Source organism: Pararhizobium sp. DWP3-4 (genome assembly GCF_049898205.1).
Taxonomy (GTDB): Bacteria; Pseudomonadota; Alphaproteobacteria; order Rhizobiales; family Rhizobiaceae; genus Pararhizobium.
The window spans coordinates 155,517-180,415 of the sequence record NZ_JAFCXF010000005.1 but is presented as its reverse complement, the minus strand read 5'-3'; the positions used below and the strand labels follow the sequence as shown (position 1 = coordinate 180,415).

Genomic DNA, 24,899 nt, shown 5'->3' with positions numbered 1-24,899 from the left:
CGGTATCGCCGCTATCCCCCCGGCCGGACGCCGGCGTAGCGGCGTTGGGCGAGCAGGCAATCTCTTACCGAATGGAAAAGTCCAGATGATCGCTTATCCAGTTGCCATCAGATGCAGACCGGTTTGATGACCACACAACGCGCCAATATTTCCGAGTTTAGACTGCTGGCCACTCCGTTGGTGCTGTTCTTGCTGCTATTTCTCGGCTTTCCGGCGATCGTCAACTTGATCTATTCGATCTCTGACGTGTCGTTTGAAACGCTACGGCAGCCCAAGATCACCGGCCTGTCCAACTTCGCCGCTGTTTGGAACGACAGCGCGTTTTGGCAGGCAAGCTGGTTTTCGCTGCGCTTCGGCGCGCTGACAGCTCTGCTCGAATGCACGCTCGGGCTGTTTCTAGCCATCTTTCTCTCCCCGCTGATCGAAAAGCGGAGCTGGTTAATGGCGATCCTGATGATGCCGTTAATGGTGGCACCAGCACTCATCGGCCTGATGTACCGCCTTGTGCTGCACGAATTCGCTGGCCCGGTGCCCTACTATCTCTGGGCGTGGTTCGGCGCCAGTGTTTCCTTCCTCGGCCCAACCTCGGCATTCTGGACCCTCATCATCGTGGAAACCTTGCAGTGGACGCCGTTTGCCCTGTTGCTGTTCTACATGGCCTATAGAGCGATCCCGACCGAGGTCGTCGAAGCCTCTGCAATGGACGGAGCCCGCCGCTTCCATTTGCTGTGGTATATCGAACTGCCGCTGATGGCGCCGACGATCGTCGTTGCCCTCCTCATCCGTTTCATCGATGGTTTCCGTGTTTTCGACAACGTCTATGTTTTGACCGGCAGCGGTCCCGGCGGCTCCACAGCTTCACTTTCAATCTATATTTATGAAGCTTTCTTCAAGCAGGGCGCCATCGGCAAAGCAGTGGCCGCCTCGGTCATCCTGTTTGCGGTCTCCTTCACAGTACTTTACGGCCTGAATATTATTGCCAGCCGACGTAAGGGAGCGCTCAAATGATCAATGCTCTTCGCTGGCTCGTCTTCGCCGTTGCTGCTTTTGCGATGAACTTTCCGATCCTGGTTACGGTTGTCACGTCCTTCAAAAGCACGCGCGAACTATCGGCCAATTCGGGCCTGTGGGTGGAGGCACCGACACTGGACAATTATCTCGCAGTCTTTCAGGTGTCCGACAGGTTGAATATCTTCCTCTACCTGTTTAATAGCATCACGGTTGCCTTCATTGGCACTACGCTAGCGGTTTTTCTCGCTCTCCCGGCAGCATATGCGATTGCCCGTGGCAGGATCGGCGAACGAACGCTTTTGCCCTTCATCGTCAATTTGCGCGCCATGCCGCTCATCATCTTTGCCATTCCGCTCTACATGATGTTCCAGTGGCTGGCGCTGCTGGATACCCGCCTTGGCCTTGGACTGATCCTTACGATCGTCAATCTGCCACTGGCACTTGTTATCCTGGTCAACGCCATTCGCGACCTGCCCGGCGAACTCGACGAAGCAGCCCTGATGGACGGGGCCAGCCGGACGCAGATTCTTCTACACGTAATCGCGCCCGTTTGCCGCCCAGCCATCGTCACCAGCTTGATCTTCGGTTTCATCACCGCGTGGAACGAATTTTTGTTCGGCCTGATGCTTACCACCTCCAAGGCTGTGCCAATTACCGTTGGGGCCTCGTTCTTCTTCGCCGCCAGTGGCGGCGGCGTGCAATGGGGTGTTGCGTCTGCAGTCATGATCGTCGGCGCACTGCCCCCGGTCCTTTTGGGCCTCATCATGTATCGCCAGATCAGCGGGTCGATGACGGCCGGAGCGGTCAAGGGCTGACTTGTTTCTTTAGGAGATAACCATGGGTACGATTTCGCTGCGCAAGGCTGGCAAGCAATACGGCACCGTTGAGATCATCAGGGATCTCGATTTGGAGATTGCCAATGGTGAGTTTGTCGTGATCGTCGGCCCATCCGGCTGCGGAAAATCCACCCTTCTGCGGATGATTGCGGGGTTGGAGCAGACGACGTCCGGCCAGATCCTCATCGACGGCGACGACGTCACCGCAGCCTCACCGGTCGAGCGCAAGCTCGCCATGGTGTTCCAGTCCTACGCCCTTTACCCGCACATGACCGTTCGTCAGAACATGGGATTTGGATTGAAACTCGCCAAGCTTCCGGCCGGCACTGTCAAGGCGAAAGTGGATGCGGCAGCCGATACGCTAAAGTTGACTCCGCTGCTAGACCGTTATCCGAAAGAGCTTTCCGGCGGCCAGCGCCAGCGCGTTGCCATCGGGCGGGCGATCGTGCGCGAACCGGTCGGCTTTCTGTTCGACGAACCGTTGTCCAATCTTGATGCGGCCCTTCGCGTCGATATGCGGCTTGAGATCGCCAAGCTTCACCGGACGCTTGGTGCGACCATGATCTACGTCACCCACGACCAAGTCGAGGCGATGACATTGGCAGACCGTATCGTCGTACTGAAAGACGGCAGTGTCATGCAGCAGGGAACTCCAAACGAGCTGTATCAAAAGCCGGCCAATCTGTTTGTCGCTCAATTCATCGGTAGCCCCAAGATGAACGTTCTGCCCTGCCGTCGAAACGGCCATGGCCAGATTGATCTGTCTGGCGAAGGTCTGATGGAGGTGCCTCTGACAAGCAATGCGGCTCCGGTGCAACTCGGGGCGCGACCCGAACATTTGTCGCTGGTTGCCCCAGAAAGCGGCCACTGCCGTGGAACAGTCGAGGCAAGCGAATATCTTGGCGGCACGACTTCCGTGTTCGTGCGTAATCCCAAGCTTGGCTTGATCAATGTCAGCGCGCCAGCTGATAACGTCTACGGCATTGGCGAGACAGTGGGAATTCGTATCGACGATCTCCGCTTGTCGCTTTTTGATGAGGTCGGAGCGGCTATCAAAGCTGCCTGTTAGTGGTCTGGTCTCTCCAGCCTACAATGTTGGCGGCAGTTTTCGACTTCGGGCATGTCGCGACTTTAGGTCAGATCCATCACGAAATCTAAGCTGGACGGACATTGCGGCGACGTTAACAACGATCGCGACCCGACTGATAAATGTCGCGCAGCCATACGATCCATCCCACCGCCGAAAGCAGCCTGATTAGCCTGGGTCATGGCTTATGCACTAAGACTCATTCCACCCGCTCGGAGTTCTCAGAAAGGTTCTCCGATGCGGGCCGCTACGGACTGTCGCGATCATAGCCGGCTCGATGGCGGGAGGAATATCGAAGCGGCCTTCTCTGCGGCCGCTGGCAGCAATTTTTTGTTCCTTTGGCGATCTCCCCGTCAACGCGCGTGAGGTTCTCCCATCCAGCGCATTTCCGCTTGGTGTCGTCCCGAACGTGTGCCCTATGATCTCCGACTACGCCTAAGGTGCTCGGGAAAGCTGGTGTGATTTGATGTCCGATCCATCATCACAGCGGTAAGCGTTAAGGCGTTGGTATGTTGAGCCATTCGAACTTTTTGACAAACTTTGCCAAAATCGATAATGGTGTCTTCAAATGGAGGTTATCGATGGCCACGATGAACGTATCTCTTCCAGAACCGATGAAGGACTGGGTAGAGGCCCAAGCCAGGACCGGGCGATATTCCAACGCTAGCGACTACGTGCGCGACCTGATCCGACGCGACCAGACACGAAACGACAAGATTGCCGCCATGCAAAGTTTCGTGGAGGCCGGGTTCCAAAGCGGCGTTGGCATTCGATCAAAGGATGAACTCTTTGCTGAGGCGATGGCTCGTGCCAGCAAGTCATGAGTTTTAAGCTTTCTGTCGAGGCGGAAGAGGACATTATTGCGATCACCGAGCAAGGTGCCCGCATGTTCGGAGTAGACCAGGCAAAGCGCTATCACGATGAACTTTTCGCATTATTTGATCTGATATCTGTCAATCCAAGCATCGCGCGCGAACGGGATGAGATTGATCCGCCCGTCAGAATTCATCCCTTCAAAGCGCATCTAATCATTTATCGGATCGATGACGATGAGACAATTTTTGTAGTACGAATTCGCCACGGGCATGAAGATTGGGCAAGTAATTCAGTTTAGTGCACCTTGATGGAGCTGTGGGATTTGGTGTGTCTGCGGTTCATATACTTTCAGGGCGAGCAGTCGTTCTTTCGCCTCAGAACCGCAACTGGGATCGTCCCGATCAGCGGTCCGCGGCTTAGGCTCACATAAATTCAACCGGAACGTCTTTTGTCAGCAATTTGGCAAGCTCTTCCGCATCCCAATTGGTCAAACGAACACATCCGTGCGAGCCTGTCTTGTCGATACGGCTCGGCTCCGGTGTACCGTGAATTCCGAAGGTTGGCTCAGACAAGTCGATCCACACGGTTCCAACCGGGCCATTGGGACCAGGAGGAAGGGTCAGGACAGTGTCGTTGTTTCCCTGTTGAAAGTTGATTTTGGGATTGTACGTATAGTCAGGGTTCACGACGACTGTCTTAACCGTATGCGTTCCGGATGGCGAAGGGTTGGTTTCGCTGCCGATTGTCGCGGGATATGCAACCAGCAACGATCCGTCAGCCGCGTAGGCTCTAACCTGGCCTCGGGCTTTGTCGACTTCAAGCCTGACCGCCTTGCCCGTTTTGTTTCCCCCAAGATCAGCAACGAATATCGTTTCGCCTTCGACAAATCGAGCGCTTGAATTGAGTGCCGTCAGAAGATCTTCTCCCATGTGAAACCGTTCGGCCAGCCCCTCGGTCACGGTTGCATAGCCGAGATATTTCATCTTTGCCATTTGCGCATAGTCCTTGGGGATCGGACCGACAACCGCAGAAATATCCTTGCTTGTAATGACATAGCTGCCGATCACCTGGTTGGGGTCATCGATGGCAGCAATTACCTGCGACCCGATTTTGCCATCTGCAGAAAGACCGTGCATGGCTTCGAATGCTGAAAGCGCACTCCGCAAGTTCCCCCCATCCAGCCCATCGATGATGCCCGGAGACGCTCCGGCGCGGTCAAGCAGGACCTGAAGACGCGCGACAGACGCGGATGGCGTGTTCGTGTCGAACGGTAGTGCAACTGCATCCGCATCGACAGATACCGGCGTTATGCCGGCCGTAACCACCGGATCGATCTCTTTTGACATTGGCGTGTAGATCGCGGGAAAAACATCCAATGGTGCAGTATTGATCGCTTCTGGCGTCAGAGAACTCGCTGCCGCAGGGAATACAGCGCCCATAGACACCCACAGCATTGCACCTCTAAAAATCAGCGAGCCGAACGATGGCGACATGGTCGTATTCCTCTGGAGCAGGCGAAAACCGCCCAACGAATACAGTCATTGGAAATGGTTAATGGTTCGATAACCCCAAAGCTCAAGGCCCATTCTACAAGGGTTGATAAGAGGACTACCAGCGCCGCTTTAATCCGCCCGCAATGATATCTTGGTCAATAACTCTTGCTTAGCTTCCGGATTTCTGACGTCCGTCTCCGGACAACTCCAGTTGACCGAACTGCTCAGGAGCGCAGTTTCAGCCTTTCGATCGACGGCGTTGGAGCATCGGTACCCTTGCCAAGAACAACCCATTCCAAGCAACTGTTCGGCCCGATGCCCTCCGCGACGCAGATGCCAAGATTGTTTACTAAGTATCAGAAAACTCACCACTTCCACTTCAGGTCGTTGAAGACGTCCGCAAGTCCTCCTGCCTCACGCAATTTCTGCCAGCGCGCTTAGCTTTATAAAGGGCCCTGTCCGCGCGGGCCAATGCCGTATCTATCGTCAGATCTTCAATTCTGATTTCAGCGACGCCAAAGCTAGCAGTGACGGAAACTACCCCGCCGTCAATCTCGATAACGTTTTCCTCTACCGATTTGCGGAGTTTCTCTGCGAGGACGGCAGCGTCCATCACACCGGTCTCGGGCAGCAGGATGATAAACTCCTCCCCTCCGAACCGAGCCATGACATCACTCTGCCGCAGACGTTCAAAGCAGCCACGGCTGATAGATTTCAGGACCTCATCCCCAGCCGGATGGCCGTGGGTATCATTGACCGTTTTAAAATGATCGACATCGATCATAACAAGCGAGGCCTTTGTGTAAAACATGTGCACTTTCTCGAGCTGGATGTTGGCCCTGTCCAGAAAATAGCGTCGATTGGGAAGCCCGGTCAAAGGATCCGTGTCCGCGAGCTTGGCGAGTTCGATTTCCAGAACCCGGCGACTGGTGATGTTCTCATGCGAAATGACCGCGCCCCCGTCTGGCAAGTTCAGCGGGGTCACGCGACCCAAAAACCATCTGAAGGCTGTCGGCGAATGACACGGATACTCCAACTGAAAAAGCGGAGTTCTACGGTCAAGGACCGCTCGCACGCCAACTGCAAAGTCGTCTGCCTCTATAGCGCCTGGCCCAGATGAGTTTCGACAAATCTGCAGGTAATCCTGCCCGATATCGGAAAATTCGACCCCATGCGCGTTTTCCGCGCCAAACTTTCGCCAGGCCCGATTGACTGCCATGATCACCCCTTGGCGATCCAAGACGCAAATGTGCGCCGAAAGGGCATCGATCACAGCGACCGCAAAGCCCGTTCTGTTTAGCGCTGAGGCCGTCATTCTGAAGCCTCGGTATCAACCTGCGGTCGCCCTGATGCTTGTACAGCGAGCAACGCCTCGATTGCCTTTGCGTCTACCGGCTTGCTGAAATGGTAACCCTGGATTTCGTCGCATTGGTTTTCGCGCAGGAACGCCAACTGTTCATCCGTCTCGACCCCCTCGGCAATGACTTTCAAATTGAGCTTCTGCCCAAGCGAGATGACCGCAGCGGCGATCGTCCTGTCGTCTTCGTCCTCGACCAGATTGCGTACGAACGACTGATCGATCTTAAGCCGGGAGACTGGTAAGTTCTTCAACGCACTTAAGCTGGAATAACCCGTCCCAAAGTCATCGATGGCGAAAGCAATTCCGGCGACCTGAAGATCTTTCATGGTTGCTATCGCCCGTTCAACGTCACGCATGACAAGGCTCTCCGTCAGCTCCAGCTCAAGGTATTTTGGATCCAGTCCGGTCTCGGACAAGGTGCGCAGTACACGATCTGTCCAGTTCTCGTCCTGAAACTGGCGCGCCGACACGTTGACACAGACCGTGATGGGCGCATGACCCTCATCCTGCCATTGTTTGTTCTGCCGACATGCTTCATGCAGCACCCAATTCCCTAGCGGCACGATTAGCCCCGTCTCCTCGGCAAGGGGAATAAACTGGATTGGAGATATGATGCCGAGGGTGGGATGGTGCCAACGGACGAGAGCTTCCACCGCGAACATCTTTCCAGATTTCAAGTCTACCTGGGGCTGATAGACCAAATGGAATTCGGAGCGCGCAATGCCTTGGCGGATACCGTCCTGTAGTGCCAAACGCTCATGTACCCGCGTGTTCATTTCGGCGGTAAAGAACTCGAAGTTGTCGCGGCCGGCATCCTTGGCCTTATACATCGCGGCGTCTGCGTTCGCGATCAACATTTCCGCCTCGGTTCCGTCATGTGGAAAGGTTGCAACGCCCATGCTGCAGGTGACATGTAAGACTTGGTCGTTGATGCTGATCGGTTCTGCTATCGCCATCTTGATCTGATGCAGGCTCGCAGAAATTGCGTCCGTGTTGGCGGGCATGTCAGTCAGCAAGATAATGAACTCGTCACCGCCGAGGCGGACCACGGCATCTGTTGAACGGACACAATCCAACATGCGTTGGGCAACTGTTTTCAGGACTTTATCACCGACGTTGTGACCAAGGCTATCGTTCACGAGTTTGAAATTGTCGAGATCGACAAAGACGACCGAAACCCACGGATTATGGCGCTCGGTCTGCAGCATGGCTTGAGTGAGACGATCCGTGAGCAAACTGCGGTTGGGAAGTCCGGTGAGCATATCGTGATGTGCCATGAAGCTGATCCGATCTTCCGCATGCTGCCGTTCGATAGCAATGGCGGCAATCCGCGTTGTCATTTGGAGAAGATTTTTCTCTGTTGTTCCGGGATGACGGGCAACATCGGAGTACATCGCTAAGGTACCCAGCACCGCTCCATGATGCGACAGGATGGGGCTCGACCAGCAGGATCGCAGATTAGGCCGTAGGGCCAGGTTCCGAAGATCCGTCCAGAGTGGATCGTCGGCAATGTCCGATGTAACCACGCTTTCGCGGTGAGGTGCGAACGTTGCGCCGATGCCCGAGCCGATTTCGTTGCCATCAAACGCTCGGCAGTACGCCATTGGCAGCGTTGGTGCTGCCCCGTGCCTTAGATATTTGCCCGATTCGTCCACCAACGAAATCGCGCCGAGAATACCTTCTAGCTGGCTTTCCATCAAAAGAACGAGCCGGTCTAAAATTGCCTCCAGCGGCAAGTTCAAGGCGATCATTTCGAGGACCGCCGCTTGCTCGTCCCTTAAAAAATCGTCCTTCTTGCGGGCGGTGATATCGCGGGAAATACCAACGAGGCCAACGACAACATTGTTCTCGTTGCGCATGGGCACTTTCGTTGTCGAAAGCCACTTTTTTGCGCCGGTGTTGGCATCGACGACAAGCTCTTCCATGTCGATCATCGCGTGGGTCGAGTGAATGACGTTTTGCTCTATGTCGAAAAATATCGCGGCACTTCCGGCATCATGCAGATCGAAGTCATTTTTGCCGATCAACTGCTCAGGCGTGTCGAAGCCGTGGATATGAACGACGGCTTGGTTCACCATGACAAAGCGGCCATCTAGGTCCTTGACGAAAAGGTAATCAGGCACCTGGTCGATCATGGCCCTGAGCAACTGGCGCTCGGCAAGCCAACCATCTTTTACAGGCTGGTGTGCCTCGGATTTCGACATCGTCATATGATCCCTTCTCGGTAAGTGCTGCCAAGCTGCCCAGGCAATCTGTGGCAGCGCACAAAGGAGTTTTGCGGCAGCACCTGCGCGTTATTCAAACCCAGCGGGAATCTTGCGGTTGCTTCTCAACCGCTTGAAAAATCCACGCGCTGCACGAATGTCTCGGCTTCTGTAGACCACCAAAGGTACAGAATCCCAACAGGTACAACGCAGGGTGACGGAAAATGATCCTCGGGAACAAAATAAACTTCCGTTCCCGCCGTTGTGGTTTGCGGAGGTCGCCGCTTTCCCGACGCTTGAGGCGGTACCGACCGAAATGGTCGGCAACGTCCGTAATGATATCTACCTAATAGGTGAAGCTCTCAAGCTCCTCACGGCCGCACCTCGCTCGATCTCGTGTTGGCGCGCTGATTGACCGCTCCCTCTGCTCCGGGCAAAGCCGGTGTGGTAGGCGCCGACTGCGTCAGCCCCGAAGCTGAACCTTTGCAGAACAACGCCTTGGACGAATATTAGACTGGCCATAGACCGAGATTGAGCTGAAGTCGTGCGGAACGTGCGTAGTCGCGATTATCTTACAAATTGTAGCAAGATGTTCAATCCACAGGACGGTGAACAGATGAGCGGGAGACGCACACCGGAACTGAGTTCACAGCGACTTTTAAGCGTTCTTTGGTGACTCCAAGCCTCCGGCCTTAGCTACCTTGCGGCGTTGTTGTCGCATCACACCAGGCTGACATCAGGCATTCACATAAATTAGTAATATTGAATGTGGCCTAGGGCGGACCTTTGTAAGCGTGGCCTTTTCAGCACGAAAACCTTCAGCCCTTCTCGCCCTCTCCGAGAAGGGCTATTCGGACTTTAACAGCTATCCAAAAAAAGACCTCGCAAACGCGAGGTCCAAATGAATGGCACAATGAAGGGGATGTGCTCCCCTTGAATTTACCGCGTATTTGCGACCGCTCAATGACGGGTGACTGTCACTTCCAGAACCTCTTGGCGTCGAGCACGTCGTCGAGCGCGTCTTGAGCCTTATGAATGAGTGCTGACTTATCAGCATGAGAGACAAGCCGATCGGCCTCTGGGTGATCGCGCAATCCATACTTGTCCAGAACGTCGGGTCCAGTGGCGAGATCGTTCAACGCGCCAAGTTGGTCCTGGAGCTTTTCCACAGCATCAATAAAACGCTTGTATCGACGAGCTGCCCGCTTGCCGGCAAACAGGGAGCCGAAAAACTCGGCGGCGTAACGAAGTTTCTTTGCATTCTTTCGCGCCTCGTGCCGGTGTTCATCTTCCCCCCCTGCAAGATTGCGTCCACGTTTCTTCAGTTTCCTGCGTAGCCTGTCCATCGCCTCGCACGCAAAATCGGTCGCTGAGCTGCGCGGCGCCTCTAGCACAGCGGCGGAGGCTAGATACTCGCCGCATTGCAGCCATTCGTTGAAATCCACCATGAGTGCCCTAGCACGAAAGGAGGACAGAGCGTCTTCAACATCCGCATAGGCGGCTGTGCCGGCTTCAACAAGCCGATCCCGCAGCTCGTGTGCCTGCGCAGTCAGGACGTCGAGGTTGCGGGCTTCGCCAAGCACGCCAGCGAGCCAGCGGAATTCGTCCGACATCCGTTTTGCTGTGTCATCTGTAAAGATCGGCGTGAACAAAGAAATTGCCGAGCGCAAACGTCTGAGCGCCACGCGCGCTTGGTGAAGCGCCGCGGCATTCTTTCTTTCCAGCAATAGGGTCTCGTTTAAACGGAACTGTCTGAAACACGACGCGGCGATCGCTTGGAACGCTTCGGTCACTGATGAGCCGGGCTCCAGCTCGATTGGCTCGACTTTGTAAACGGACAGCTGCGCCTCCAGCAATCGATAGCCTCGCTCTGCTTTGGAAAGCACGGCGAATTTGAACGATGCGACCGCTTCTATTTTCCGTGCGAAAGTGAAGAGATCACGTGCGTTGCCATCCTTAAGCTCAAGCTTTAATTCGAGAATGGATGTCTGACGATCCCACGCATCGACGTGCCCCGTGTCGATAACAGCCTCGATATTAGACCCATCCTCAGTCAAGCTCCAGACGCGCCTGTGGATCGAGATTTCAAACTGCGGTGATAAATCCGCAGCGACCGGTCCGAATTCGTTAAGGAGTGGAGTGGAGTGATCAAAGACTGGCATGTCGCGTGTGATAGACGTCTCCCATTCACTGCGGGCAAACAGGGAGGCACCTGGCCCTGTCGCCTTCACCGTCTGCACGCTTTGGCCTCCCGAACGGCGAATACGAAGACTAAACCCAGCGGCGCGAAGACGGTAGTCACCCGTATCGAAGTAAGTTGAATCCTGCCTGATGCTGTCGGCTGGTTCGCCGAGCAGGTCGGATCCTAGCAATCTTTCAATGTCGGCCGGGAGGAATTCGAGTTTTAACTCTGTTTCGGTCATATTCGCACCTTCCTGTTATCGGCATTGGAACGCTCACGACCACTATAAGGTTCATGGTTCCGTACTTCGATGACAATGGCGGCACGATCGGCGGGCTTTTGGGCAATCTTTACGGCAGAGCGCCGGCCTCTACGGCCTCCGCTCCCGGGAACGCTGAGATTACCGTCCGCAGGCCGTCGAAATTAGCATGCGCGGGGCAAAGTGGCGGGTATTCAAACCACCGCAGACAATATTCACGCTTTCCTCACACCAAGGACAGCGGCGACCGCTCTTTCCACGCAGCGAGTCCAGACTGATGTTACCCGATCCCCAACTGCTTTTTACGATGATCGCTTGCTTGCTTTGGGGGCGCCGACCATGCCTGTATCCGGCTCCTCCATATCGTCCTTCGACCAGGGATCGAGACGGTGCTTGATGGCAAGCGCATAAACTGTGTGAAGTATCTTCGCGTCTTTCAAATAGGGTCACTTAACGCCAGCAGCGACGCCTTCACGATCTTCTTGCTTGTCGCCTTGGGACACTCTTCAACAACGTGTTGAAATAGGGCTTTGTCACTCCGCCCAGCCTGAGCGCCATCGACCAGCGCGTGATGGATTTAATTCGTGTTGTCCGACACTTTCACAATTTTTTTCATGCTTGTTCTGAGAAGAAAATGTCATTTAACTGTCACAATCAAATCTTGGCATTGTGTCTAGGGTTCGCAGATCAGCCTAAGCTGTTTTGGGTTAGTTCGACTTGGCCCAAAGAGGCGAACCCAGAGTGCCAGCGCGCCCACGCTGGTAGCCCTTGACCTGAACATCTTCATTGACGTCCTCGCCCGTATGGCTGCCGTCAAGCCACGTTGCAAAATCGGCCCGATACCACGTCAAACCGTTGGCTATCGCTGGTCTTCCGCCATGAGGCGGTTGATCTCGGTTTCCAGGTCGAAGGGCTGTTCAGGCTCCGCTCCGCTCGCCGTCTTTGTTTTTTGCAAGATCTCAGACAGGTGAGGAGCGGTGCCAGCACGACGGGCGGCCGATCGTTCGATGACTAAGGCACGGTACCGCATTGCAACTTCCGGCATCGTCATTCGTCCGGAAATCCATTCCTCGATCCACGTGTGGAACCTTTGATCCTGCTCAATAACATGGCCGGCCTGCTGCGCACGTTGAAACGCGTTCTCCGCAGCGCGTCGTCTGACTTCCGCTGACATCTATCCCTCACGTCGGTGTTCGCTTGGCAGACATAGGTGCTGCCGTTCGAATTTCACTATCCTCTACCAAACGGGGCTATTTGATGATGCGGGCAGTGGTTCGAGCAGATGGCGCCCACGCTTTATTGCGCATCGACGCAGCAACGCTTCTACTTGACTGATGCGCATCCAAATCGCGTTCATTGAGATGCGTTGGGAGTACCTGAGAAGCGACCAATAAGGCCGGCTCTGCGTTTTATCTGGCTGGCCCGATCTCCCCTGCAATCATGTTAAAGCACGGCGCTGACGAGGCGGCGTAGAGCAGTTTGTGCTGGTGGTTTCAACGGCGCTTTTCCACCAGGCCGACCTTGCACACCGTCGTCGCCGATGATCAGGCAGACCATTGCCTTGCAGAGCGTCCAACCCTGGGCGCGACGTCGCTTTGGAGGGCGCGCGTTGAAACCGCACGGACCAAGGAGCCGCCACGACGGAACAAGGGAACGCTGTGTGGAGAGTGCGTATCGTCGCCACCCGTTCCCATGCTATCGAAAAAGCGATCTTCGAGAGGAACCAGCATGAACGACGATAACATTGTAAAATTCCAGCGCCCGAAACCGAAAAAGCAGCCGAGAACAGTCTCTTCCGGACAGAAAAAGACGCTGATCTGGCTCGCTGCGATCGCGGTCGTGCTTATCGTATGGGCTTATTACCAGTATGTTGCAGTGTCGCCGGGTCAATGACCCGGCGCAGACTGTTGTTTTGCAAGCAATACCCGCTCGGTGGAGATTTCCGCGATGAGTTGCCTGGTCAAACCATTTGCGGCTTTATGGGAGGGACGGACGTCATCGCTGTCGGATTCAAATCGTCTACGTCGTCTGCCGGCAGTTGACCACCGGGCGTCATGTCGTCCACTGCCTTGGGCAGATCGCGGCTCAGGCGGCTGAGAATTTCGTCGCGCGACAACCCCGTCTTGGCCGCCAGGTCATCCAAGATCTCCGGCCCGAGGACTTCGGAAAGCTGGCTGTCGTCGATGTCTTTGTTTGGGCCGGGCTCGACCCACGACTTTGCCGTTTCGCCCTGACCTTTTTGTTCAAATTGCTTGAGGAGGTCGCCCAGTCCGCCGCTTAGCGATCCGCCACTCGCACCACCTCGGAAAAGGTCGCCCAGCCCACCCAAACTGCCTCCGGACAGACCGCCCAAAATATCCCCAAGCCCCCCCGATTGAGTTTGGCCGTCGGGGCCTAGTTGCGATGGATTACGAAGGCCGCGAAGTATTTCCGTGATCTTGTCCCGGTTTTGGTAGCCAGCGACGGCTAATACGCCGAGAAGTGCTTTCAAAGCATTGCTTGCCATTGTTTTCTCCCTTTCCTTTCGAATGGCCGGGCAAGTCGATGCCGGTGGCCATGGTGTTCAGCGTGAACTAGGGCTCGGAAGCGGTATGTCATCGGCTTTTCGAGATTCAGTCGGAGAAAGCGATAGAAATTCCTTCGGGTCATACGTGTTCGCCGTCACAAACACGGTCGCCTCAGCAATTGCCGCATTGCTCATATCGACCTACCTCGCCAAGAGCCCGGGCCTGCAAACAAGGAACAGTGACAGGCAAATGTGTTCCGTTGCCTGGAAACCGGTTAAGGTACCCACTTGGTAGGACATCCCAGGATTGAACATTTCTAATACTCAAGCCATAATGGACAGGTGGAAAACCAAAAGGGCGCCAGCTAGGCTCAGGGCGAAGACCTTTGGTGGGTGCACGGGAGACTTTTCGAGTAGTACTCCCAAAAACAAACCGCTTGCTGCAACAATTCCCATAAGTCCAGTAGATTCAGCATTGAATGCCATTCCTAATGAAGTTACGCAGATTGCACTCGCCAGCGTTGTCACCGGCGAGCGCAGCGTGGCTTCGCTGGTCGCGCGCGAGAAAATTGGACGAAAACCTCCCCAGCTCAACCCGATTGCCAAGCTCAGGGCGAAGGGGGCAACAGTGTCCAAGAGGATCATGCGCGCTCCCCCACGACTTTGTATTTTCCCGATCGCCGGTGCTTCGTTGACGCCTTGTGCGCGGATTCTAGCTGAGCGAATACATGCCCCACTCCGATCAGGATCGGATGGTCGACGCCCATGCCCACGACGGCTGAAGCCAGATCGTTCAATCGTCCACACCATCGGGCTTCATTGTTGCGGGTCACTGCACTGACGACTACAACGGGTGTGTCAGCATTCATCCCGGCTTCCAACAGCCGGATCCGGATCTGGCCTGCGGTACGACCGCCCATGTAGAAGATCGTCGTTGTCCGTGCATGAGCGAGATCGTGCCAGTTCATGTCGGCTGGCAAGGAGCCGAACCGCGAGTGGCCTGTGACGAAACGGACCGCCTGCGCATGGTCGCGGTGCGTCAGCGAGACGCCGAGCCTTGCTGCCATGGCGCTAGCCGAGGTGATGCCGGGTACGACATCGACGGGGATGCCCGCCTCTTCGAGACAGGCGATCTCCTCGCCAGCGCGGCCGAAGATCATTGGGTCGCCGGATTTCAGCCGCACGACGCGCTTGCCGGCCTTGGCAAGCGTGACCATCATGGCGTTAATGTCTTCCTGCTTGCAGCTCGTCCGGCCGCCGCGTTTTCCTACTAGCATTCGCTTTGCCTCGCGGCGGGCGAGTTCCAACACCTCATCGGAGACCAGATCATCAAACAAGATGACGTCGGCGGCCTGAAGGGCGCGCACAGCTTTCAGCGTCAAAAGTTCCGCATCGCCGGGACCGGCGCCGACGAGGGTCACGCGCCCGATGGGCGATTTCATGTTGTGGACACTGCGGCGAGCGTTGGAGATCAGATTGGCCTCCGTGCTTGCCTCTGGCGGCGCGCCGAAAGCGCGATCGACGAAGCTTTCCCAGAAGGCGCGTCTTGGCGCTCCGGGGCTTACCTTAGCATTAACCTTGTCGCGGATAGAATGCGCCAGCGCCGCCCATGATTTTAGCGACGGCGGCAACAATGTCTCGATCCTGCGGCGGATGGCTTGGGCGAGGATCGGGGCCGCGCCGTCGGTAGAGATGGCGACGACTACAGGGGAGCGGTTGACGATCGCGCCGAACTGGAACTGGCAGTATCTTGGTTTGTCGATGACGTTGACCGGGACGCCGGCCTTGCAGGCGGCATCGAAGAAGGCCGCGGCTGCCTCACCGTCTTCGCAGTCGGCGATGGCAATGGCTGTATCGTCGAACGCGGCAGCATTCCACTCATGGCCGTGATGAACGAAACGCCCGTTTTCGGATTCCGAACCCTGAGCGATGAGGGTCGAAAACGTCTCGCTCAGGTCTTCGGCATAGACATGGATTTCGGCGCCGCAGGCGGCCAGCAGCTCCGCCTTCCAGGCGGCGGCGTCCGATCCGCCGGCGACAAGGACGCGTTTTCCGTCGAGCGCCCAGAAGACCGGCAGCTTGGCAAGCGGCGCCATGCGGGACGGGGTGGCGTTGCGGTCACTCGGCAGCAGCTGCAAGACATCCATCGATGATCCCCCTGATTTCCGCGCGGCACGAGCCGCAATTGGTTCCGGCGTTCAATTCCTTGCCGACCGCCTCGACGCTGTGACAGCCGCTCCGCACAGCGGCGACGATCTGGTTGACGCCGACGCCGAAACACGAGCAGACGGTGGCGCCCGGGTCCACGCGTCCGGCGCCCGGACGTCCGGCAACGACGGCGAAGCGTTTGGCGAGTTCGGCATGTTGGACGGTGAGCTGTTCGATCGCCCAGTTGCGGGCGACGGCGACGGGGCGGCGGGCGAGGAAGAAGGCAGCGAGCAGCTGGTCGCCGTCAAAGAAGGCAAGGCGCAGGTCGCCGGATTGGGCGTCCGCATAACCGAGCGGCTCGATATGATCGGGAATGCCGAAATGGGCACGGCACCATTCGGTCCAGCTGCTTGGTGCAGCATTGAATGCAAGCTCCAGCCGCCAGCCGCCGACCGCCTTCGCCAGAGCCCAGTAAGCGGTGTCGAGGTTTTGCGGTTTGGCGAAGGAGACGGCAAAGCCGTAGCTTTCCACCTTCAGCGGCCGGGCAGCGATGGCGACGTTCTTGGAAGCCGGCTGGCCGGATATAGGGTCTGTCACTGGCGCGACGACCGCGTCGATACGGGCTTTCGCGGCAAACTGGTCGTTCCAGTGCATCGGCACGAACAGGCTGCCGCGCGCCTGCCGGTCGGTGACCAGGGCACGCACTACGGCCTTCCCGTAGGGGCTTTCGATCTCGACGAGCGACGCGCTGGAGACACCGATCTCCATTGCGTCGCGCGGGTGGATTTCGGCGAAGGGCTCGGCGATATGGGCGGAGAGGCGGGCGCTTTTGCCGGTCCGCGTCATCGTGTGCCACTGGTCGCGGATGCGGCCGGTATTGAGCGTCAGCGGGAAGTCGGCATTGGTTCGATCGGAAACGGGAGCGCTAACGGCAATGAAGCGCGCCTTACGATCGGCGTGGAAGAAGCCGCCATCACTGAAGAAACGCGTGATCCGCGCGTCTGTGTCTGCCTGCTGCGGCCATTGAAACGGTGCCAAGGCGTCGTAGGTAGCAGTATCGGTCCTCGCGTGAGCGCCGATATCGAAATCCCGGCTGCCGTCGTTTTCGAAAGCCGAGAGGGCAGCGTGCTCGGCAAAGACATCGGCTGCGGCGGGGAAGGAAAAGGGGTCGGCAAAGCCCATGCGACGTCCGACTTCGGCCATTTGCCACCAGTCGGGCTTGGCTTCGGCAAGCGCGGGAAGAAACGTACGTTGGCGGGAAATGCGACGTTCGGAATTGGTGACCGTGCCGTCCTTCTCGCCCCAGCCGAGAGAAGGCAAAAGGACATGGGCGTATTGCGTCGTGTCGGTTTCCTGAAGGACGTCCGAGACCACGACGAAGGGACAGGCAGCGATTGCAGCGGCCACCGCATCCGCGTCAGGCATCGAGACAACCGGGTTGGTGGCCATGATCCAGAGCGCCTTGATCCTGCCATCGGCCACGGCGCGGAACATCTCGACGGCCTTGAGGCCGGGTTTGCGGGCAATGTCTGGCGATTTCCAGAAGCGCTTGACGCGGTCGCAATCTTCAGGACTTTCGATCGCCATATGGGCGGCCAGCATGTTGGCCAGACCGCCGACCTCGCGACCGCCCATAGCGTTCGGCTGGCCGGTCAGCGAGAACGGGCCCATGCCTGGCTGGCCGATGCGTCCTGTCGCCAGGTGGCAATTGATGATGGCGTTGACCTTGTCGGTGCCCGATGCCGACTGGTTGACGCCCTGGCTATAGCAGGTGACGACTTTCTGCGTTTCTTGAAACATCCGGAAGAACTGGCGCAACTGCATGGAGGGCAGGCCTGTGCGCTCCATCAGGTCTGCGATGCCGAGGGCCGATGCAGCAGCAAAGGTTTCGGCAAAACCGTTGGTGTGCGTTCCGATATAGTTCTGATCGATCGCAGAAGTGCCGGCCAGATGGGCCAGCAGGCCCATGAACAGCGACACGTCGCCATCCGGTCGGATGGCCAGATGCAGGTCGGCGATATCGGCCGTCATCGTGCGGCGCGGGTCGATGACCACGACTTTCATCGATGGGCGGGCGGCCTTGGCGGCGGCGAGGCGCTGGTAGATCACCGGATGGCACCAGGCGAGGTTGGAGCCGGTTAGGATGACGAGATCTGCAAGCTCGATATCCTCGTAGGTGCCCGGCACGGTATCGGCGCCGAAAGCACGGCGATGGCCCGCGACGGAGGAGGACATGCAGAGCCGGGAATTTGTGTCGATATTGGCCGAGCCGATGAAGCCTTTCATCAGCTTGTTGGCGACATAATAATCTTCGGTCAGCAACTGGCCGGAGACGTAGAAGGCCACCGAATCCGGGCCATGTTCTGCGATGGTTTCCGAGAAGCGCGAGGCCACCAGATCCAGCGCCTTGTCCCAGCTTGCACGCTCTCCACTGATTTGCGGGTGAAGAACCCGTCCGTCAAGATCGACGGTTTCGGCCAGCGCCGAACCCTTGGAACAGAGCCTTCCGAAATTGGCTGGATGATCCGGGTCACCCTTGACGCTGACCGTGCCGTTGGCGTCGATTTTTGCGATGACGCCGCAACCGACGCCGCAATAGGGGCAAGTGGTCTTGGTCTCAGTGGACATGAGAGGTGCCCCGTATCCGCATTTCGACGTTGAGGTGCGTTACACCCCTCTGTCCCTCCGGGACATCTCCCCCACAAGGGGCGAGATTGACCGTACGCTTCTTGCGTCCCTCGCTTACTAGACCAAGAGGGAATAGAATGATCTCCCCCCTTGTGGGGCAGATGTCAGCGAAACTGATGGAGGAGGGGGCTGCCGCAAACTCTGACATAGGCCTATTCCGCCGCCATCATCAGGCTTTCGAGCGCGATGGAGAGAGCACCATTGTCGTTGCGCACCCGGATCGTTCGTACCTCGCCCTGATCGGCGCCTAGCGCCTTGCCGGTTTCGAGCGAGATGACCCAGTTGTGCAGCGGGCAGGTGACAGCCGTTCCGTGAACGATACCCTGGCTGAGCGGCCCGCCCTTGTGCGGGCAATGGTCCTCGATGGCAAACACTTCATTGTCGGCCGTACGGAATACGGCGATCTTGCCTTGCGGGGTCTTGACGCAGCGCGCGCCACGCAGCGGGATTTCGGTGATATCGCCGATACCAACCCAGTTCATGTCCATCTCCATCATTCCGCCGCCTCCGGATAGCCGACCGTCGCCATCGGCCGGAATTCATGCTTGTCCTTACCGGAGACGCGCTCCGACCAGGGATCGACCTGGGCGAACTTCTGGGAAAATACGAAGCGCTCGTAATAGGCCTGGCGCTTGTCGGCATCGCCCATGATCTGGCGGCGGATTTCGTCCAGCCCGATGCGTTTAGCCCATTTATAGATGCGCTCGAGATAGCGTCCTTGCTCGCGGTACATCTGCGTCAGCGCCACGATGTAGCGCAGCGCCTCGTCCTCGGTTTTGACGAGGCCAAGTACTTCCGTGCCCTTGATGTCGAGACCGGCGGCACCGGCGAAATGGATCTCGAAGCCTGAATCGACGCAGATGACGCCGATATCCTTGCAGGTCGCCTCGGCGCAGTTGCGCGGACAGCCAGAGACGGCCAGCTTCAGCTTCGCCGGTGTCCAGGAGCCCCACATGAACTTCTCGATGCGGATGCCGAGCCCGGTCGAATCCTGCGTGCCAAAGCGGCACCAGTCGGAGCCGACGCAGGTTTTTACCGTGCGCAGGCCCTTGGCATAGGCCTGGCCGGAGACGAAGCCGGCCTTGCCGAGATCAGCCCAGACGGCGGGCAGATCTTCCTTCTCGATGCCGAGCAGATCGATACGCTGGCCGCCGGTGACTTTCACCATCGGGATCTCGAACCTGTCGACGACATCGGCGATCGCCCGCAGTTCGCCCGCATTGGTCACGCCGCCCCACATGCGCGGCACGACGGAATAGGTGCCGTCCTTCTGGATATTGGCATGGACGCGCTCGTTGATGAAACGCGACTGATAGTCGTCGGCATACTCATTCGGCCAGTCGCAGACGAGGTAATAGTTGAGCGCCGGTCGGCATTTGGCGCAGCCGCAGGAGGTCTTCCACTCCAGTTCCTGCATGACCGCCGGAATGGTTTTCAGCCCCTTGGCCATGATCAGGCGGCGCACGTCGTCATGGCCGAGATCGGTGCAGCCGCACATGGGTTGCACGGCCTTCGGATTGTAGGCGTCGCCCAGCGTGATGCTCATCAGCTGTTCGACGAGGCCGGTGCAGGAACCGCAGGAGGCGGACGCCTTGGTGTGGGCGCGCACCTCGTCCAGCGATGTCAGGTCCTTGCCGGCGATTGTCGATGTGATCTTGCCCTTGCAGACGCCGTTGCAGCCGCAGATTTCCGCATCATCCGGCAAGGCTGCAACGGCCGCCGTAGGGTCCAGCGGGGACCCTCCCTGGTAGGCCTGGCCAAAAATGAGCGTTTCGCGCATTTCGGAGATATCAGTGGCTTTTTTCTTCAGGTCGTTGAACCAGGCGCCGTCGGCGGTTTCACCGTAGAGCACCGTGCCGATGATACGGTTGTCCCTCAGTACAAGCCTCTTGTAGACGCCGGCGGCGGCGTCGCGCAGCACAATCTCCTCACGGTCTTCGCCTTCGGAAAAGTCGCCAAGCGAGAAAAGGTTGATGCCGGTGACCTTGAGTTTCGTCGGCGTGTCCGAATGGACGAAGGCGGGCGTGCGGTCGCCGGCCAGATGCGATGCGGCAATACGCGCCATTTCGTAGAGGGGCGCGACGAGACCGTAGACCATGCCGCCGACTTCGGCGCACTCGCCAAGCGCCAGGATATCGCCATCCGAGGTCTGCATGCCGGAATCGACGACGATGCCGCGGTTGACCGCAAGGCCTGCTTCCTTGGCAATTGCCGCATTCGGGCGGATACCAACGGCCATGACAACGAGGCTTGCCGGCATGATCGTACCATCGTCCAGCTCGATGCCTTCGACCTTGCTGTTGCCGACGATCTGCTTGGTGTTGGCCTTGGTGACGACCTTGATGCCGCGTTCCTCGAAGGCGCGCTGCAACAGGTAACCGGCCGCCGGATCGAGCTGGCGGTCCATCAGCGTCGGCATGACATGCAGCACGGTGACGTCCATGCCGCGCGAATTGAGGCCTGCCGCCGCTTCGAGGCCGAGAAGGCCGCCGCCGATGACGATGGCCTTTTCGCGCGACTGGGCGGCCAGTAGCATGGCTTGCACGTCGTCGATGTCACGATAAGTGATGACACCCGGCAGATCCTTGCCGGGTACCGGAATGATGAAGGGCATGGAGCCGGTGGCGATCACCAGCTTGTCGTAGCTCTCGGTCACGCCGTGATCAGAGGTAACGGTCTTGGCGGCACGGTCGATCGCGATGATCTTGTGACCCTTGTAGAGGGTGATACCGTTTTCGATGTACCAGCCGTCACCATGGATGACGATTTGCTCGTAGGTCTTCTCGCCGGATAGGACAGGCGAGAGCATGATGCGGTCGTAGTTGACGCGGGGCTCGGCGTTGAAGATCGTGACGTCGTATTGGCCGGGTGCCTGTTCGAACAGGTGCTCCAACATCCGGCCGGGCGCCATGCCATTGCCGATGATGACGAGTTTCTGGGTCATGCCGGTCACTCCGCGGCTTCGACGAAGCGGTGGCGCTCGTAGAGGAATTTCAGCACCGCCTCGCGGCATTTGAGATAGGTCCGGTCGGAGGCAAGCTCGATACGGTTGCGCGGCCGGGCGATCGGCACATCGAGCACCTCGCCGATGCAGGCAGCAGGACCGTTGGTCATCATGACGATGCGGTCGGACAAGAGTACGGCCTCGTCGACGTCGTGGGTGATCATCAGCATGGTGTTGCCGAGACGGAGGTGGATCTCCATCACCGCATCCTGCAGATGTGCCCGCGTCAGGGCATCGAGCGCGCCGAAGGGCTCATCGAGCAGCAGGATCTTCGGCTCCATGGCAAGGGCGCGAGCGATGCCGACGCGCTGCTTCATGCCACCAGAGATCTCGGATGGCCGCTTGTCCTTGGCGTGCGCCATCTGGACCAGGTCCAGATTGGCAATCACCCAGTCATGGCGCTCGGTCTTGCTCTTGGTCCTGCCGAAAACCTTGGAGACGGCGAGATTGACGTTTTCATAGACAGTCAGCCAGGGCAGCAGGCTGTGGTTCTGGAACACGACAGCGCGTTCCGGACCGGGCGCATTGACCTCGCGGTTTTCCAGCAGCACGGCGCCGGACGAGACCGGCGTCAGGCCGGCGATAAGATTGAGCAGTGTCGATTTTCCGCAGCCGGAATGGCCGATGATCGACACGAACTCGCCTTTGGCGATCGTCAGGTTGATCCCCTTAAGCACTTCGGCGCGTTGGCCGCCCCGGTCGAAATGCTTTTCGATATGATCGAGTTTCAAATAGGCGTTCATGATCGGGTCCCTCAAGATGCGGATGCGCCGCGGGTTACGATGGTGCCGACGGCTGAGACCAGCTTGTCGAGGATGAAGCCGACGACGCCGATATAGGCCAGCGCGACGATGATGTCGGGCAGGCGCGACGAGTTCCACGCATCCCAGATGAAGAAGCCGATGCCGACGCCACCGGTGAGCATTTCTGCCGCGACGATGGCAAGCCATGACAGGCCGATGCCGATGCGAAGGCCGGTGAAGATGTAGGGGGCCGCCGACGGCAGCATGATCTTGAAGAAGAATTCGAACTGATTGAGGCAAAGCACCTTGGCGACGTTGCGATAATCCTGCGGGATGTTGCGGACGCCGACGGCGGTGTTGATGATCACCGGCCAGATAGATGTGATGAAGATGACGAAGATGGCCGAGGGGTTCGAGTCCTGGAAGGCCGCCAGAGATAGCGGCAGCCAGGCGAGCGGCGGAACGGTGCGCAGGATCTGGAAGATCGGGTCGAGACCGCGCATCGCCCAGATCGACTGGCCGATCAGGGCGCCGATCAGGATGCCGGCGACGGCTGCAAGCCCGAAGCCATAAGCGACGCGCTGCAGCGAGATCAGCACTCGCCATCCAAGCCCGATATCCTGCGACCCGTATTTGAAGAACGGATAGGCAATCAGGTCGTAGCTTTCCTGCCAGACCTGCGTTGGCGGCGGCAGTGTAGCGCCCGCTCCCGAACAGAGAACTTGCCAGATCACCAGAATGAAGGTGAGCACGGTCAGCGGCGGCAGGACGTTGCGGGCAGCGGCAAGCGCGACCTGTTTCGGCTTGAATTTTGAGGCCCGCCGGCCGGGCAGGGCGACGACGCTTGCACTTTTCTTTTGCGATACGGCAGGTGCGATTTTTTCCGTGCGGGCCAGTGCTGGCATGGAATGTCTCCTGAAGGTAAAGAGGAATCCGGCGCAAACGGTCATGTGCCGGGATTGTTTTGATCAGGACGTCGCCTTGATCGACAGGCTATCGAGATAGGCAGCCGGATTTTCCGGATCGAAGACCTTGCCGTCGAAAAAGGTTTCCTTGCCGCGGGAGGTCGTGGCCGGGATGTCGGCGGTGGCCACGCCCAGATCGGCGGCGGCGGCACGCCAGATGTCTTCGCGGTTCACCTGATTGACCAGCGCCTTGATGTCGGTATCGGGCGCCAGTTTGCCCCAACGGATGTTCTCGGCCATGAACCAGGTGTCGTGGCTCTTGAACGGGTAGGATGCACCGTTCGCCCAGAACTTCATGTAGAGGTCGGTGCCGTGCACCACCCGACCATTGCCGTAGTTGATGTCGCCCTTCAGCCGGCCGATGATGTCTTTCACCGGAACGTTGAACCATTGGCGCTTGCCGACGATCGCCGCCATCTCGTCCTTGTTGCCCATGCTTTCGCACCATTGCTGGGCTTCCATGACGGCCATCATCAACGCCTTGGCGGCGTTCGGGTTCTTCTCCACCCAGTCGGCGCGCATTCCGAGGGCCTTTTCCGGATGCCCCTTCCACAGCTCGCCCGTCGAAGCTGCTGTAAAGCCGATGCCCTGATTGACGAGCTGCTCGTTCCAGGGTTCGCCGACACAGAAGGCATCCATGTTGCCGACCTTCATGTTGGCGACCATCTGGGGTGGGGGTACGACAATGGTGGAGACATCTTTGTCTGGGTCGATGCCGCCGGCGGCCAGCCAATAGCGGATCCACAGATCGTGCGTGCCGCCTGGGAAGGTCATCGCGACCTTCACTTCGCCGCCATCGGCTTTCTTTTTTTCAAAGGCGGCCTTTAGCTTGGTTGCGTCGAGTTGGACGCCGGTGTCGGCATATTCCTTGGCGACGGAAATCGCCTGGCTGTCACAGTTCAGGCGTGCGAGGATCGCCATGGGAACCGGAACATTGTTCTGAGTCACCTTGCCGGTGTGCATCAAGTAGGGCATCGGCGAGAGAATATGGGCGCCATCGATGCCGTTGGCTGCGCCGCCGAGCACGAGGTTGTCGCGGGTCGCACCCCAGGATGCCTGCTTGGCAACTTCGACATCCGGCAGTCCGTGCTTTTCGAAAAAGCCCTTTTCCTTGGCGATGATCAGCGCCGCCGAATCTGTTAGCGCGATGTAGCCGAGTTTTACACCGGTCACTTCCGGGCCGGCCGTGGCGGCACAGGCGCCGGAAGGAAAAGCCGTCTTGACGGCGGTGAAGAGTGCTGCGGTCGTGGTCGTCTTGAGAAGGTTGCGACGGGTGATGCCGTTGCTCAAAGTCATCGTCATGAACAGGTTCCCTTAAACAGTGGCCGGTTGGAATTTTGGGCAATAAAAAACGCCGCTCGGAGATTTGCGTCTTCGGGAATTAAGAATCCCGGACTGCAAAACCCTTGCGACGTCGATGTCTTTGCGAGCGCCTGTCTTGGGCTCGGCTTACTGCGATCGCCATTGACCGCAGCGAATTATACTAAGCAAAGCCTGTGCCAGTTTCTAAGGAAAATGTTAGCCTTCTGAAATTGAACGTTTATTCATCGATCGCGGGGTCGCGCGTAAATTTTGATCATGTCCTGCATGTGCAAAA

20 protein-coding genes and 1 pseudogene are annotated in these 24,899 nt (G+C 57.9%); 6 read left to right on the top strand and 15 right to left on the bottom strand.

What is annotated here, in order from left to right:
* Nucleotides 1-111 precede the first annotated feature (111 nt).
* From ACP7E6_RS14860 to ACP7E6_RS14840, 5 genes are all read left to right on the top strand, one after another.
* Nucleotides 112-1,008 carry a carbohydrate ABC transporter permease gene (locus tag ACP7E6_RS14860; RefSeq protein WP_426230487.1) on the top strand — a complete coding sequence of 299 codons (897 nt, stop codon included), beginning with the start codon at nucleotides 112-114 and terminating at the stop codon, nucleotides 1,006-1,008.
* Entirely contained in the window at nucleotides 1,005-1,826 is an 822-nt protein-coding gene (locus tag ACP7E6_RS14855) for a carbohydrate ABC transporter permease (protein ID WP_426230486.1), read from the top strand. The genes ACP7E6_RS14860 and ACP7E6_RS14855 overlap by 4 nt, the downstream gene beginning before the upstream one ends.
* Before the next feature lie 22 nt (nucleotides 1,827-1,848).
* Nucleotides 1,849-2,916: an ABC transporter ATP-binding protein gene (locus ACP7E6_RS14850; RefSeq protein WP_426230485.1), complete on the top strand. Its 1,068-nt coding sequence runs from the start codon at nucleotides 1,849-1,851 to the stop codon at nucleotides 2,914-2,916.
* Between the two features lie 599 nt (nucleotides 2,917-3,515).
* A complete protein-coding gene (locus ACP7E6_RS14845) occupies nucleotides 3,516-3,758 on the top strand; it encodes a type II toxin-antitoxin system ParD family antitoxin (protein WP_426230484.1) in 243 nt (80 codons plus the stop codon).
* Nucleotides 3,755-4,048 (top strand): type II toxin-antitoxin system RelE/ParE family toxin, encoded by a 294-nt coding sequence (locus ACP7E6_RS14840; protein WP_426230483.1) that lies wholly within the window; start codon nucleotides 3,755-3,757, stop codon nucleotides 4,046-4,048. Before ACP7E6_RS14845 ends, ACP7E6_RS14840 begins: the two co-directional genes overlap by 4 nt.
* Before the next feature lie 124 nt (nucleotides 4,049-4,172).
* On the opposite strand, the gene ACP7E6_RS14835 is transcribed toward ACP7E6_RS14840, so the two are convergent.
* The 6 genes and pseudogenes from ACP7E6_RS14835 to ACP7E6_RS14810 form a co-directional block, all read right to left on the bottom strand.
* Complete coding sequence (locus ACP7E6_RS14835) at nucleotides 4,173-5,243, bottom strand: L,D-transpeptidase family protein (protein WP_426230482.1); 1,071 nt, start codon at nucleotides 5,241-5,243, stop codon at nucleotides 4,173-4,175.
* 379 nt (nucleotides 5,244-5,622) lie between these two features.
* Nucleotides 5,623-6,558: a diguanylate cyclase gene (locus ACP7E6_RS14830; protein WP_426230481.1), complete on the bottom strand. Its 936-nt coding sequence runs from the start codon at nucleotides 6,556-6,558 to the stop codon at nucleotides 5,623-5,625.
* The gene (locus tag ACP7E6_RS14825) at nucleotides 6,555-8,813 is read right to left on the bottom strand and encodes a sensor domain-containing protein (RefSeq protein WP_426230480.1); all 2,259 of its coding nucleotides are present in this window, start codon (nucleotides 8,811-8,813) and stop codon (nucleotides 6,555-6,557) included. Before ACP7E6_RS14825 ends, ACP7E6_RS14830 begins: the two co-directional genes overlap by 4 nt.
* Before the next feature lie 971 nt (nucleotides 8,814-9,784).
* Complete coding sequence (locus ACP7E6_RS14820) at nucleotides 9,785-11,230, bottom strand: CHAD domain-containing protein (RefSeq protein WP_426230479.1); 1,446 nt, start codon at nucleotides 11,228-11,230, stop codon at nucleotides 9,785-9,787.
* 320 nt (nucleotides 11,231-11,550) lie between these two features.
* Nucleotides 11,551-11,825 (bottom strand): annotated as a pseudogene (locus tag ACP7E6_RS14815) (hypothetical protein).
* A gap of 282 nt (nucleotides 11,826-12,107) precedes the next feature.
* On the bottom strand, nucleotides 12,108-12,422 hold the full coding sequence (locus ACP7E6_RS14810) for a hypothetical protein (RefSeq protein WP_426230478.1): 315 nt from the start codon (nucleotides 12,420-12,422) through the stop codon (nucleotides 12,108-12,110).
* 554 nt (nucleotides 12,423-12,976) lie between these two features.
* On the opposite strand from ACP7E6_RS14810, the gene ACP7E6_RS14805 reads away from it, so the two are divergent.
* The gene (locus ACP7E6_RS14805) at nucleotides 12,977-13,141 is read left to right on the top strand and encodes a hypothetical protein (protein ID WP_426230477.1); all 165 of its coding nucleotides are present in this window, start codon (nucleotides 12,977-12,979) and stop codon (nucleotides 13,139-13,141) included.
* Nucleotides 13,142-13,208: 67 nt separating this feature from the next.
* Here the strand turns inward: ACP7E6_RS14805 and ACP7E6_RS14800 are convergent, their stop codons facing one another.
* The 9 genes from ACP7E6_RS14800 to ACP7E6_RS14760 all read right to left on the bottom strand — a co-directional run bounded on the left by ACP7E6_RS14800 (nucleotide 13,209) and on the right by ACP7E6_RS14760 (nucleotide 24,604).
* Nucleotides 13,209-13,754, bottom strand: a complete 546-nt coding sequence (locus ACP7E6_RS14800) for a YidB family protein (protein ID WP_426230476.1) — start codon at nucleotides 13,752-13,754, stop codon at nucleotides 13,209-13,211.
* A 324-nt stretch (nucleotides 13,755-14,078) separates the two neighbouring features.
* Entirely contained in the window at nucleotides 14,079-14,399 is a 321-nt protein-coding gene (locus tag ACP7E6_RS14795) for a hypothetical protein (protein ID WP_426230475.1), read from the bottom strand.
* Nucleotides 14,396-15,901, bottom strand: coding sequence for a siroheme synthase CysG (cysG, locus tag ACP7E6_RS14790; RefSeq protein ID WP_426230474.1), 1,506 nt, complete (start codon nucleotides 15,899-15,901; stop codon nucleotides 14,396-14,398). The genes ACP7E6_RS14795 and cysG overlap by 4 nt, the downstream gene beginning before the upstream one ends.
* A complete protein-coding gene (locus tag ACP7E6_RS14785) occupies nucleotides 15,873-18,530 on the bottom strand; it encodes a molybdopterin-dependent oxidoreductase (protein WP_426230473.1) in 2,658 nt (885 codons plus the stop codon). The genes cysG and ACP7E6_RS14785 overlap by 29 nt, the downstream gene beginning before the upstream one ends.
* Before the next feature lie 212 nt (nucleotides 18,531-18,742).
* Nucleotides 18,743-19,078: a nitrite reductase small subunit NirD gene (gene nirD, locus ACP7E6_RS14780; protein WP_426230759.1), complete on the bottom strand. Its 336-nt coding sequence runs from the start codon at nucleotides 19,076-19,078 to the stop codon at nucleotides 18,743-18,745.
* Nucleotides 19,079-19,083: 5 nt separating this feature from the next.
* Nucleotides 19,084-21,534 carry a nitrite reductase large subunit NirB gene (gene nirB, locus ACP7E6_RS14775; RefSeq protein ID WP_426230472.1) on the bottom strand — a complete coding sequence of 817 codons (2,451 nt, stop codon included), beginning with the start codon at nucleotides 21,532-21,534 and terminating at the stop codon, nucleotides 19,084-19,086.
* Between the two features lie 5 nt (nucleotides 21,535-21,539).
* A complete protein-coding gene (locus ACP7E6_RS14770; RefSeq protein ID WP_426230471.1) occupies nucleotides 21,540-22,337 on the bottom strand; it encodes an ABC transporter ATP-binding protein in 798 nt (265 codons plus the stop codon).
* Between the two features lie 11 nt (nucleotides 22,338-22,348).
* On the bottom strand, nucleotides 22,349-23,242 hold the full coding sequence (gene ntrB / locus ACP7E6_RS14765; protein ID WP_426230470.1) for a nitrate ABC transporter permease: 894 nt from the start codon (nucleotides 23,240-23,242) through the stop codon (nucleotides 22,349-22,351).
* A 63-nt stretch (nucleotides 23,243-23,305) separates the two neighbouring features.
* Nucleotides 23,306-24,604: a CmpA/NrtA family ABC transporter substrate-binding protein gene (locus ACP7E6_RS14760; RefSeq protein ID WP_426230469.1), complete on the bottom strand. Its 1,299-nt coding sequence runs from the start codon at nucleotides 24,602-24,604 to the stop codon at nucleotides 23,306-23,308.
* Between the last annotated feature and the right edge of the window lie 295 nt (nucleotides 24,605-24,899).

Bases quoted from the DNA above. Each gene is read 5' to 3' on its own strand.
- ACP7E6_RS14825 (WP_426230480.1), bottom strand. From the start codon at position 8,813: ATGACGATGTCGAAATCCGAGGCACACCAGCCTGTAAAAGATGGTTGG.
- nirB (WP_426230472.1), bottom strand. From the start codon at position 21,534: ATGACCCAGAAACTCGTCATCATCGGCAATGGCATGGCGCCCGGCCGG.
- ACP7E6_RS14860 (WP_426230487.1), top strand. From the start codon at position 112: ATGCAGACCGGTTTGATGACCACACAACGCGCCAATATTTCCGAGTTT.
- ACP7E6_RS14795 (WP_426230475.1), bottom strand. From the start codon at position 14,399: ATGATCCTCTTGGACACTGTTGCCCCCTTCGCCCTGAGCTTGGCAATC.
- cysG (WP_426230474.1), bottom strand. From the start codon at position 15,901: ATGGATGTCTTGCAGCTGCTGCCGAGTGACCGCAACGCCACCCCGTCC.
- ACP7E6_RS14835 (WP_426230482.1), bottom strand. From the start codon at position 5,243: ATGTCGCCATCGTTCGGCTCGCTGATTTTTAGAGGTGCAATGCTGTGG.
- nirD (WP_426230759.1), bottom strand. From the start codon at position 19,078: ATGGACATGAACTGGGTTGGTATCGGCGATATCACCGAAATCCCGCTG.
- ACP7E6_RS14760 (WP_426230469.1), bottom strand. From the start codon at position 24,604: ATGACGATGACTTTGAGCAACGGCATCACCCGTCGCAACCTTCTCAAG.
- ACP7E6_RS14805 (WP_426230477.1), top strand. From the start codon at position 12,977: ATGAACGACGATAACATTGTAAAATTCCAGCGCCCGAAACCGAAAAAG.
- ACP7E6_RS14840 (WP_426230483.1), top strand. From the start codon at position 3,755: ATGAGTTTTAAGCTTTCTGTCGAGGCGGAAGAGGACATTATTGCGATC.
- ACP7E6_RS14820 (WP_426230479.1), bottom strand. From the start codon at position 11,230: ATGACCGAAACAGAGTTAAAACTCGAATTCCTCCCGGCCGACATTGAA.
- ACP7E6_RS14785 (WP_426230473.1), bottom strand. From the start codon at position 18,530: ATGTCCACTGAGACCAAGACCACTTGCCCCTATTGCGGCGTCGGTTGC.
- ACP7E6_RS14770 (WP_426230471.1), bottom strand. From the start codon at position 22,337: ATGAACGCCTATTTGAAACTCGATCATATCGAAAAGCATTTCGACCGG.
- ACP7E6_RS14845 (WP_426230484.1), top strand. From the start codon at position 3,516: ATGGCCACGATGAACGTATCTCTTCCAGAACCGATGAAGGACTGGGTA.
- ACP7E6_RS14850 (WP_426230485.1), top strand. From the start codon at position 1,849: ATGGGTACGATTTCGCTGCGCAAGGCTGGCAAGCAATACGGCACCGTT.
- ACP7E6_RS14810 (WP_426230478.1), bottom strand. From the start codon at position 12,422: ATGTCAGCGGAAGTCAGACGACGCGCTGCGGAGAACGCGTTTCAACGT.
- ACP7E6_RS14830 (WP_426230481.1), bottom strand. From the start codon at position 6,558: ATGACGGCCTCAGCGCTAAACAGAACGGGCTTTGCGGTCGCTGTGATC.
- ACP7E6_RS14855 (WP_426230486.1), top strand. From the start codon at position 1,005: ATGATCAATGCTCTTCGCTGGCTCGTCTTCGCCGTTGCTGCTTTTGCG.
- ntrB (WP_426230470.1), bottom strand. From the start codon at position 23,242: ATGCCAGCACTGGCCCGCACGGAAAAAATCGCACCTGCCGTATCGCAA.
- ACP7E6_RS14800 (WP_426230476.1), bottom strand. From the start codon at position 13,754: ATGGCAAGCAATGCTTTGAAAGCACTTCTCGGCGTATTAGCCGTCGCT.